Raw genomic sequence first — 9,038 nt, 5'->3', positions numbered from 1 at the left:
ACGATATGTCTCAGTTTCAAGATTCTGCCCTCTCGGTTCTGTTCTGCATCGCGCGCCTTATCTTCGGCACGGCGAATTCGCGTGGTTCGTGATAGTCGATGGTGGTGACGAAGCGACCTGTCGCATCGAACAAGAAAACACCCGCCGTGTGGTTCATCGTATATTCGCCGTTTTCCCCCTCAACCTTCTCATAGGTGGCACGGAAACCATCGGCGATGGCCGCGATCTGGTCTGGCAAGCCCGTCCATCCTTGTATCTGCGGATGGAAATACGAGACATACTCGGCCATGGTCTCGACCGTGTCGCGGTCCGGATCTACGGTGATGAAAACGGTATTCAGGTCTTCGGCGTCCGGCCCAATCTCGTCGAGCCATCCGGAAATGTCCGAGAGGGTCGTCGGGCAAACGTCGGGGCAATAGGTGAATCCGAAGAAGACCAGACTCGGCTCGCCGATGAGGGTTTCCGGGCCGACATCCCGACCATCCTGATCCGTCAGGCTGAATTCCATAGCAGTCAGCGGTAGAGACCGCTTGCCCGGCGCGGAGTCAGCGCCAGGCCCATCTACCTGCCACCAGCCGACAAACAGGGCGGCAAAGACCGCCGCCGCTCCGATCGCTGCGATTTTGGCCACCCTCATAATCAGCCGGATCAGCCTTCGGGGCCGCGTGCGCCGATGCCAAGGACCGGGACGGTGATTTCAAGCTCTGTTCCATCGGAAAAGAGCAGGGTCAGCGGAAAGGTCTCCCCCTCGACGAGCGGAGATTGCAGTTGCATCAGCATGGCGTGATATCCGCCGGGTTCAAGGGCGAACATACCCCCGGGCGGGATCACGATATTGTCCGCCGGAGCCATGCTGCTGACGCCGTCAGAATTGGTTCTGGTTTCGTGGACCGAAGCCATGCCGGAGATCTCCGCGCGAAGACCGATAAGGGAGATCTGATCGCTGCCCTCGTTCCGAACGGTCAGATAGGCCCCGCCGGGCCGCGACATTCCAAGGCTCGCGCGCGCCCAGGGGCTCTCGACCACAATCGATGCGTTCTCTGACAACTGCTGCGCTGAGGATGCCATTGGCAAGCCCATCAGAAGAGCGACAGACAGGCTCTGGATTGCCTTTGCGAAGGTTTTGAACACGTTGGGTCTCCTGTTCGTTCTAGTTTGTTGCCGCAGCCTCGACTTCGGCTTGGACGAGCGACAAGAGCTGCTCCGCACCGAACTCTGGCAAAGGCTTACCGTTGACGAAGAACGTCGGTGTGCCTTGGATACCGACAGCTTCGATGTCTGCCCGGTCTTGATTGAGGACGCCGACGATGCTGGGTGACATGATCTGATTTGCGGCGGCGTCTGTGTCCAAGCCCGCCGCTCCGGCGATCTCCATGATGCGCTCAGCTGCCGGAGCGCCGTGAGAGGCCCAGGCGGGCTGATTTTCAAGCAGCGCTTCCAGCACGGGAACAAAAACGTCCTGCAACCGAGCCGCTTCCAGCACCTTGATTGCCAGCTCGGACCCATCGCCGTGGAACGGCGTGTAGCGCATGACGACGCGCACATCGTCGGGGTATTGCGCCAGTATCTGCTTCACGATGGGATGGAAGGCGCGGCAGGCCTCGCAGGCTGGGTCGAAGAACTCCACGATGGTCACTGGCGCATCCTCGCGCCCGAGTATGGGAGAATAGGACCGAACAAGACGATCCTGTTGTTCCAGCGGAGCGGCTGTCGCCACCGGGGTCGGATCGGGGCGCGATACGAACCAGGCACCAGCCACGAAAACGGCCAGTACCAGAGTGAGTATCGCGAGCAGAAGTGTCTTTCGGTTCATATTGATATCCGTCGAAGTTGAATGAGAAGGACAAGGATCGCCCCGAACGTCAGCAGGGAGAGCAGAGGGATTGGCAGGCCAAGGATCAGCATCGCGTCATCGGTGCAGGATGGCCCGGACGCCGTGCAGGGGACGATCGGCGCCGGCACGATCCCTGCGTAAAGCAGGGAATGGTAAAGGGCGACGGCACCACCCAGAAACGCGAGCGGCGCGGCATAGCGCCAGATCGAGAGGTCGGCGCGCCAAGCCGCCACCCCGAGGATGACCGCGAGCGGGAACATGAAGGCACGCTGGAACCAGCACAGATTGCAGGGGGTCTGCCCCAGAACCTCTCCGATGAAGAGCACGGCAAGCGACGCGGACAAGGCGACGAACCATGCCGCGAAGAGGAAAGCTACCGGGCTCGCGGCGCGTGGCGTTGCGTCTGGGCCAGCTGTCACGCGCCGACCCTTTCGCGAAGATCAGTAACGATCAGTCCGGGTTCCTCGTCGTATTCGTAGATGCGGACAAATTCGCCTTCCGGATCGAAGAGAAGGAAGGACGACGTATGCCCCATCGTATAGCCGTCGGGCGCCGAGGCTTCCTCGATCTTCTGGTAGTAGATCTTGAAGGTCTCGGCAGTGCGTTCGATTTGGTCCGGCGGTCCGCTCAACCCAAGGATTCCCTGACCAAACTGGGGAACGTAGTTGGCCAGAGCGCTTGGCGTATCCCTTTCAGGGTCGACCGTGATAAACAGGGGCTGGACGGCGGAACCTTGGGTGCCGAGCTCGTCCATGACCTGCGCGATGGTTGCGAGCCCCATGGGACACACGTCGGGGCAGTTCGCAAATCCGAAAAAGACGAGCATCCAGCGCCCTCGGAAATCCTCGTCGGTCTGCACCATACCGGTATGGTCCGTCAGCTCAAAATCCGCAGTGAAACTCTCGGCCTCAGGATCAACACGCGCGGCGACCGGTCCCTGATTGCGTTCAGTCATCCAAAGCGTGGCTGACACCGCCGCAGCGACAACCACTGCCGACCAGAGAACTATCCGGACCTTCTTCATTGCTTGCGCTACCCACCTGTTCAGTTTGTCTGTGCGCGGGATACAAGCTACAGCAGATAGAGGTTCAAGCGAAAAGTTACTTTTTGTTGTCCGAAGTCACACCAAAGTGAAACCTTTGTCTTTTCAATGGAGTTGGCTCTTCAGTAAGCTACAGTCTTTGTAGATTGAAGGATCGCACATGCTGGCAATTGGAACACTCTCGCGGAGAACCGGAACCAAGGTTCAGACGATCCGCTACTACGAAGAAATCGGTTTGATGAACGAGGCCGGAAGGACCGCAGGCGGCCAGCGCCGGTACTTTGAAAAGGACCTCGACCGGCTGGCTTTCATCCGGCACTCACGCCAGCTCGGATTTTCGCTCGACTCCATCCGGGAGCTGCTGGACCTCTCGGACAACCCGTCCCAATCCTGCGCGGAGGCGGATTCGATCGCGCGTCGGCAACTCCACCAAGTCGAACAGCGGATCAAGCGTCTGCAAGCGCTTAAGAAGGAATTGAAACGCATGGTCGCCGAGTGCGACGGTGACAGCGTTGCGGAGTGCAAGGTTCTGGAGGTCCTTCGAGACCATGCGGAATGTCTGACCGAGCACGACGAGATTGGGGCTTGAACGCCGCAATTGCCTATCCGCTGGCTGCTGTCGCAGAGATCAGCGGGTGTTTCGCTATCTGGGCATGGTGGCGTCTTGGGGCATCAGCGCTCTGGCTCGTACCTGGCATATTCGCGCTCGCGCTTTTCGGCTGGTTGCTCGCGCAGGTCGAAACCAGCGCAGCGGGCCGCGCTTTCGCAGCCTACGGCGGCATCTACATCGGGGCCTCCATGCTCTGGATGTGGTTCGTGGAGGGCCAGCGACCTGACAGATGGGACTTCATAGGAACGTCTATCTGTTTGATCGGTGCCGCGATTATTCTTTCGGTGCCGAGAGAGACGTAGATAAATTCTCTTGGATCTACAGTCGCTAGAGGTTCTATATATCTTTTTGATAGCGGCATCCGAAGAGGGCGTTTCTGCCCCCTTTCTTAGAAATCGGAAGGTTTGCCAGTTCGATGGTCGAAAGCGAATTCAGCGGGAAGAATGAAAAAGAGCGCCAGACGCTCTGGATTGTTCTCGGTCTCAATCTCGCAATCGCTGCGGGGTTCTTCGCCACGGGAGCCATCGGCGATTCCAGCGCCCTGATCGCCAATGGTCTCGACAACACATCCGACAGCCTCGTCTATGGCATCAGCCTTCTTGCCTTGTCCCGGTCGTCGAAGTGGAAGCGGGGTGCCGCAAACATATCCGGCGGATTGCTTCTGATCTTTGCGGTAGGCATTCTGATTGACGCTTGGCGGCGCTATGTCGGCGGTTCCGAACCGCTCGGAACTTTGATGATCGCAATGTCGCTGGTCGCTGCGGTCGTCAACATCGCCTGCATCTGGCTGCTCGGGCGACTGAAGGAACCGGACGTGAACATCCGGGCCGCCAACACCTTCAGCCTCAACGATTTCGCCTCGAACGGCGGCATCCTGATAGCGGGCGGTCTCGTTTGGTGGTTGGGCAGCAACTGGCCCGACCTCGTTGTCGGGATCGCGGTGGCTGGCATCGCGGCGTGGGGCGGCATAGGCATCCTGCGTGACGCGCATGACGAGCATGACGAGCATGACGAGCATGACGAGCATGACGAGCATGACGAGCATGACGAGCATGACGAGCATCACAAGGCAGTTCACAATCACCAACCAGAAAAGTCTCTCGCGTCGCGACAAGATAAAGGTTGAAGCTACAGTGACTGTAGAAAATATCATCTCTGTATAGTTGATTCTAGGAAACGCTCATGACCCTTGTTGACCCGCTGCTTTCGTCCACGCCACTCTTGGATTTCAGGCATCCTTCACTTGCCGCTCTGATCGCCGACCGGGGGTGGGGAACCATGCCGTTGCATGATCGAATTGGTGCAATCTACGACTTCGTGCGAAACGAGATCGACTTTGGCTATAACCGCGCCGACGACGTTCCTGCCTCCGAAGTACTCGAAGACAGATATGGACAATGCAACACGAAGGGAACGCTGCTGATGGCGCTTCTACGCGCTGTCGGCGTAAGATGCCGCTTGCACGGGTTCACAATCCACAAAGCGTTGCAACGGGGCGTCGTGCCTGAACTGATCTATCCGATCGCACCCGCAGAAATCCTCCACTCATGGATCGAGGTCGAGACCGAGGCAGGATGGATCGATCTTGAGGGCTTCATTCTGGACACATCCTTCCTGTTGGCCTTGCAGCGGTCGTTTCCCGAGACTCAGTCCCTATGCGGCTACGGTGCCGGGACCGACTGCTTGAGCGCACCGCCAGTCGGATGGACGGGGGAGAGTACATATATCCAGAAGACCGGCATCGCCCGCGATTTTGGAACATTCGATAATCCTGACATGTTTTATGAGCACCATCGTCAGGCGTTTGGCCCCCTGCGCCACTGGGTCTATCGGCACCTCATTCGCCATTGGATGAATGCCCGCGTCAGGGCGATCCGCGCTGGTCGTTTGCCCAGCGTTCCAGGGCTCAGTCGGCCAAACCACAGCCATGAGGAGGCTTCTCGTGCCGCATGATCATGCCCAAATGGAGCCTAAAGAAGGCGACCGGCGGGTTGCCATTGCCATCTGGGCAAACGGCCTCTTGACGGTCGCTCAGATTGTCGGCGGGATACTATCCGGCAGCCTCGCGCTGATCGCGGATGCCATCCACAACTTCTCCGACATGGCGTCGCTCGTCATCGCATTCGGCGCGCGCAAGATCGCGCGCCGCCCGGCCGATGCGAAAATGACCTTCGGATATGGCAGGGTCGAGATCGTAGCCGCCCTGATCAATTATACCTCGCTGATCATCATCGGCCTTTATCTGGTCTACGAAGGCGCGATGCGGTTTGTTGATCCGCCAGAAGTCGCGGGTTGGACCGTGGTCATCCTGGGCAGTGTGGCGCTGTTTATCGATACCCTCACCGCGTGGCTGACCTATTCGATGCAGAAAGGCAGCGTGAACATCCGGGCGCTGTTCCTCCACAACCTCAGCGACGCACTGGCGTCCGTGGCCGTGATCGTCGGTGGTGTCCTCATCCTTCTCTACGATATCCGCTGGGTCGATCCTGCGATCACCATCGGGATTGCTGCCTACATCCTCTGGCTCGCCTTCAGCGAGATCGGTGGCCCGATCCGCACGCTGATGCTGGGAAGCCCACCCGATATCGACACGGACAAGGTTATCGCGGCCGTGGAGGACGTGGACGGTGTCGAGGAAGTTCATCACGCGCATTTCTGGCAGATGCAGGAGCATCGCGCGGCGCTCGACACCCATGTCGTGATCGCCACGAACCGGTGGGAGGATGTCGAAAGCATCAAGGAAGTGATCAAGACCCGCCTTTCGGAGGAGTTCGGAATAGATCACTCTACGCTGGAGTTCGAGAAGGCCGACAACAAGCATGACGACGCTGCCCGCTACGGGCATGGATGAAAGGAGACTCTCATGTGGAAGGAAGTGAACATAGACGGCGACGGTGTCCTGGGGATCGAATGCGACGGCAAGCTGTCGAAGCAGGATTTCGAGTCGATGCACACCTGGCTCGATCGCGAATTGGAAGCGGCAGAGGACAAACGGGCGCTGGTCATCTTTATGGACGCGTTTGAGGGCTATGAAAGCGCCGCAGCGATATGGACGGACATGAAAGTGGACGCCCGACATGCGACAGATTTTTCGCGGGTCGCCATGATCGCTGATCAGAAATGGATCGAATGGGGGACCAAGGTAGCGGATCTCGTGATAGGTTCAGATTTCAAATGGTTCGACATAGATGAACGGGATGCGGCTATCACTTGGGCGCGCGAAAACTCTATGGGTAGCGCAACGTAGTTTGTAATGCCTGAGTTAAGGACTGTCATTTTCGCTGCCGGTTGCGTCGCCAATCTGCTGCTTGTTGTTGGGATACTCTGGTCCATCTCTCAACCGGAGCGACGTGTCTGGCCGCCGATTCACTCTACAGGAGGCCACAAGATTGTCGTCTGGGGACTTACGTGCGTCGGCTTCGGATCTGCCATCGTTTTGGCTCTGCTAGAATGGGGTGAGCTCGACTTCCCATGGATCATGCGTTGGGCTCTAGGGCTTTGTCTGATCGTTCTGGGCAATGCCGCTGTCTGGTCCGGTGTAATACAACTTGGAATAGCGGCGACGAGTGGCGATGAAGGCTTTCTGCGGACCCGGGGCCTTTACCGGTTCTCCCGCAATCCTCAATATGTGGCTGACATGGCGATCCTTATCGGGATTGGACTGCTCTCCACCTCAATCCTCGCGTGGTCAGTGACCTTTACAGGCATCGCGGCATTGATCCTTGCGACCTTCGTCGAAGAGCGATGGTTGATTGATCGCTACGGGGACCCATACCGAGGCTACCTCCGCACAACCCGCAGGTTTCTCTGACAGCATAAGGACATCTGAATTCACGGCTTTGTGAGTGGCAGCCTGTTGAAGCTCTAGTGGGTGGAGGTCCCAAAATAGTGCAAACAGATAAAATTTGAGGTTTTCATGATGAAACGAGCGAACGACATGTCAGTCACGCGCAGGGCTGCGCTCCTGGGAGCCGCCGCAAGCGGCTTGGTTCTCGGAACCGGCAGGGGAGTGGCACAGACAAACGAGGGTCTGGCGACACCGACGGTGCGAAGCAATATTTCCGGGTTTAGGGTTGCGTCCTGGCAAGATCATTTTGACAACCTGCGGAATGGCGCGATCCTCTGCGACATTGACTCCCGCGCGGTGCAGTTCTGGTCGGAAGACGAAAACGTCTACAAGCTTTACCCCTCCAGCGTCCCTCTTACGGAGGAGTTGACGCGGCGCGGTTACACCGAAATCGTTCGCAAGGTGGATGGCCCGAGCTGGCGACCCACGCCGTCGATGAAGGAGCGCAACCCCGAATGGCCGGATTTCGTTGGCCCTGGCCCCGACAATCCCCTTGGAACACACGCCCTTTATCTGTCATGGCAGTATTACCGCGTTCACGGCACCGGTGACACGCGCAAGATCGGTCGACAATCGTCGAACGGCTGCATCGGTCTCTACAACGAACATATCGAAGAGTTGTTTGGATTGGCCGAGGTCGGTACTCAGGTTAAGTTGTTCTAAAGGCGGAAATTTTAAATATGCGAATTCATCTTGGCTTACTTGTCCCAGCAGCGTTTTTGCTGGGAGCGTGTTCCGCTTCTATTCCTGGCGCGCCCGACACTGCACAAAACAGACCACTGCCGGAGGCAGTCGTCGCTATGGCCGCGACGGGTCAGGATCTTCAGTCCGCGCGCCTTTTGCCGGAAGACGGCTGCTACTGGTATCTGCACAACGGTCCCGTGGAAGCGACCCTGGTGCCGCTCCGAACCCCCCGCGGAAATCCGATTTGTACCGCACCAGCGGCCTAGCGGGGTTCAGTAATCCGAAGTGATCCCCGGCTAGGATAAACTCCCGTCACTTTCCCTGACCGATGGTGCTTTGGTACACGGCCTCAGCTTCCCGCAGTGACACTGTCCTCGGCCGAGTAGAGGAAAGCCGTCGAACTAATATCGACGTTGGGATAAAGAACGTTTATGTGCGCCATGACCATTCTGACGCAGCCGGAACTCGCACGACCGCCGATGCTTCTCGGCTGTGGCGTACCGTGAATGCGGAGATAAGTATCCCGGTCGCCGAGAAAGAGATAGAGAGCTCGCGACCCAAGCGCATTCTTAGGTCCGGGCTCCATACCATCGGCGATATCAGCGTAGAGTTCTGGGTCGCGGTCGATCATGTTCTGCGTCGGCTGCCAATGCGGCCATCTGACTTTGCGCTTGATCGTGTATGTACCTGGTTCGTACAGGGTGCCTCGCGCGATCGCCACGCCGTAACGCATCGCTGTACCGCCTTGCTCAATATGATATAAATAACGAGCGACAGCATCCACGTGTATGTCGCCGGGCACAAGCCCGTCTTTCGCCACAACTCGCTGGGGCAGAAAACGAGGGTGCAAGCCCCAAGGGTTCGATGTCTCAAGATCAAAGTTCGGTGGTGTCACCTGGGCGTCCCAAGCCGCCATTTGTGCGTCTGTCGGCCAAGTGTCCGCAAAAACTGTCGCAGCCATTGGAGCTGAAAAAAGGGTGGTAGTGGTTATTAAGAAATGTCGTCTAGTTAGCATTGCGCG

General features: G+C 58.0%; 15 protein-coding genes. 9 read left to right on the top strand and 6 right to left on the bottom strand.

The annotated features are described in order from the left end of the window. Positions 1 to 16: 16 nt before the first annotated feature. The 5 genes from DSM107133_RS23745 to DSM107133_RS23725 form a co-directional block, all read right to left on the bottom strand. Complete coding sequence (locus tag DSM107133_RS23745) at positions 17 to 637, bottom strand: SCO family protein (RefSeq protein ID WP_081731465.1); 621 nt, start codon at positions 635 to 637, stop codon at positions 17 to 19. Between the two features lie 11 nt (positions 638 to 648). Beyond that, complete coding sequence (locus DSM107133_RS23740) at positions 649 to 1,080, bottom strand: copper chaperone PCu(A)C (protein WP_114293714.1); 432 nt, start codon at positions 1,078 to 1,080, stop codon at positions 649 to 651. Positions 1,081 to 1,150: 70 nt separating this feature from the next. After that, entirely contained in the window at positions 1,151 to 1,813 is a 663-nt protein-coding gene (locus DSM107133_RS23735; RefSeq protein ID WP_114293681.1) for a thioredoxin domain-containing protein, read from the bottom strand. Further along, complete coding sequence (locus tag DSM107133_RS23730) at positions 1,810 to 2,253, bottom strand: disulfide bond formation protein B (protein ID WP_114293682.1); 444 nt, start codon at positions 2,251 to 2,253, stop codon at positions 1,810 to 1,812. The genes DSM107133_RS23735 and DSM107133_RS23730 overlap by 4 nt, the downstream gene beginning before the upstream one ends. After that, complete coding sequence (locus DSM107133_RS23725) at positions 2,250 to 2,789, bottom strand: SCO family protein (protein ID WP_240310540.1); 540 nt, start codon at positions 2,787 to 2,789, stop codon at positions 2,250 to 2,252. Before DSM107133_RS23725 ends, DSM107133_RS23730 begins: the two co-directional genes overlap by 4 nt. 247 nt (positions 2,790 to 3,036) lie before the next feature. On the opposite strand from DSM107133_RS23725, the gene DSM107133_RS23720 reads away from it, so the two are divergent. The 9 genes from DSM107133_RS23720 to DSM107133_RS23680 all read left to right on the top strand — a co-directional run bounded on the left by DSM107133_RS23720 (position 3,037) and on the right by DSM107133_RS23680 (position 8,283). After that, positions 3,037 to 3,465 (top strand): helix-turn-helix domain-containing protein, encoded by a 429-nt coding sequence (locus DSM107133_RS23720; protein WP_024099356.1) that lies wholly within the window; start codon positions 3,037 to 3,039, stop codon positions 3,463 to 3,465. After that, positions 3,462 to 3,788: a YnfA family protein gene (locus tag DSM107133_RS23715; RefSeq protein ID WP_114293683.1), complete on the top strand. Its 327-nt coding sequence runs from the start codon at positions 3,462 to 3,464 to the stop codon at positions 3,786 to 3,788. Before DSM107133_RS23720 ends, DSM107133_RS23715 begins: the two co-directional genes overlap by 4 nt. Positions 3,789 to 3,901: 113 nt before the next feature. Continuing rightward, positions 3,902 to 4,612 (top strand): cation transporter, encoded by a 711-nt coding sequence (locus tag DSM107133_RS23710; RefSeq protein WP_243253648.1) that lies wholly within the window; start codon positions 3,902 to 3,904, stop codon positions 4,610 to 4,612. A 56-nt stretch (positions 4,613 to 4,668) separates the two neighbouring features. Continuing rightward, on the top strand, positions 4,669 to 5,439 hold the full coding sequence (locus tag DSM107133_RS23705; RefSeq protein WP_114293685.1) for a transglutaminase family protein: 771 nt from the start codon (positions 4,669 to 4,671) through the stop codon (positions 5,437 to 5,439). After that, positions 5,429 to 6,337, top strand: coding sequence for a cation diffusion facilitator family transporter (locus tag DSM107133_RS23700; RefSeq protein WP_114293686.1), 909 nt, complete (start codon positions 5,429 to 5,431; stop codon positions 6,335 to 6,337). The genes DSM107133_RS23705 and DSM107133_RS23700 overlap by 11 nt, the downstream gene beginning before the upstream one ends. Positions 6,338 to 6,349: 12 nt before the next feature. Then, positions 6,350 to 6,733 (top strand): STAS/SEC14 domain-containing protein, encoded by a 384-nt coding sequence (locus tag DSM107133_RS23695; RefSeq protein WP_114293687.1) that lies wholly within the window; start codon positions 6,350 to 6,352, stop codon positions 6,731 to 6,733. 6 nt (positions 6,734 to 6,739) lie between these two features. Continuing rightward, a complete protein-coding gene (locus DSM107133_RS25085; protein WP_114293688.1) occupies positions 6,740 to 7,297 on the top strand; it encodes a methyltransferase in 558 nt (185 codons plus the stop codon). Positions 7,298 to 7,405: 108 nt separating this feature from the next. Continuing rightward, positions 7,406 to 7,996, top strand: coding sequence for a L,D-transpeptidase (locus DSM107133_RS23685; RefSeq protein ID WP_114293716.1), 591 nt, complete (start codon positions 7,406 to 7,408; stop codon positions 7,994 to 7,996). Between the two features lie 17 nt (positions 7,997 to 8,013). Then, positions 8,014 to 8,283 carry a hypothetical protein gene (locus tag DSM107133_RS23680; RefSeq protein WP_114293689.1) on the top strand — a complete coding sequence of 90 codons (270 nt, stop codon included), beginning with the start codon at positions 8,014 to 8,016 and terminating at the stop codon, positions 8,281 to 8,283. Between the two features lie 83 nt (positions 8,284 to 8,366). Here the strand turns inward: DSM107133_RS23680 and DSM107133_RS23675 are convergent, their stop codons facing one another. Beyond that, on the bottom strand, positions 8,367 to 9,032 hold the full coding sequence (locus DSM107133_RS23675; RefSeq protein ID WP_114293690.1) for a L,D-transpeptidase: 666 nt from the start codon (positions 9,030 to 9,032) through the stop codon (positions 8,367 to 8,369). Positions 9,033 to 9,038 lie beyond the last annotated feature (6 nt).

The sequence above is a fragment of the Pseudosulfitobacter sp. DSM 107133 genome (genome assembly GCF_022788695.1).
GTDB lineage: Bacteria > Pseudomonadota > Alphaproteobacteria > Rhodobacterales > Rhodobacteraceae > Pseudosulfitobacter.
Note: the sequence above shows the minus strand (reverse complement) of the source record. Positions and strands in the feature narration are given on the sequence as shown.

What these genes read in the sequence shown, in the direction of transcription:
- DSM107133_RS23745 (WP_081731465.1), bottom strand. Translation starts at nt 637, where the DNA reads ATGAGGGTGGCCAAAATCGCAGCGATCGGAGCGGCGGCGGTCTTTGCC.
- DSM107133_RS23740 (WP_114293714.1), bottom strand. Translation starts at nt 1,080, where the DNA reads ATGGGCTTGCCAATGGCATCCTCAGCGCAGCAGTTGTCAGAGAACGCA.
- DSM107133_RS23735 (WP_114293681.1), bottom strand. Translation starts at nt 1,813, where the DNA reads ATGAACCGAAAGACACTTCTGCTCGCGATACTCACTCTGGTACTGGCC.
- DSM107133_RS23725 (WP_240310540.1), bottom strand. Translation starts at nt 2,789, where the DNA reads ATGACTGAACGCAATCAGGGACCGGTCGCCGCGCGTGTTGATCCTGAG.
- DSM107133_RS23720 (WP_024099356.1), top strand. Translation starts at nt 3,037, where the DNA reads ATGCTGGCAATTGGAACACTCTCGCGGAGAACCGGAACCAAGGTTCAG.
- DSM107133_RS23710 (WP_243253648.1), top strand. Translation starts at nt 3,902, where the DNA reads ATGGTCGAAAGCGAATTCAGCGGGAAGAATGAAAAAGAGCGCCAGACG.
- DSM107133_RS23705 (WP_114293685.1), top strand. Translation starts at nt 4,669, where the DNA reads ATGACCCTTGTTGACCCGCTGCTTTCGTCCACGCCACTCTTGGATTTC.
- DSM107133_RS23695 (WP_114293687.1), top strand. Translation starts at nt 6,350, where the DNA reads ATGTGGAAGGAAGTGAACATAGACGGCGACGGTGTCCTGGGGATCGAA.
- DSM107133_RS25085 (WP_114293688.1), top strand. Translation starts at nt 6,740, where the DNA reads ATGCCTGAGTTAAGGACTGTCATTTTCGCTGCCGGTTGCGTCGCCAAT.
- DSM107133_RS23685 (WP_114293716.1), top strand. Translation starts at nt 7,406, where the DNA reads ATGAAACGAGCGAACGACATGTCAGTCACGCGCAGGGCTGCGCTCCTG.
- DSM107133_RS23680 (WP_114293689.1), top strand. Translation starts at nt 8,014, where the DNA reads ATGCGAATTCATCTTGGCTTACTTGTCCCAGCAGCGTTTTTGCTGGGA.
- DSM107133_RS23675 (WP_114293690.1), bottom strand. Translation starts at nt 9,032, where the DNA reads ATGCTAACTAGACGACATTTCTTAATAACCACTACCACCCTTTTTTCA.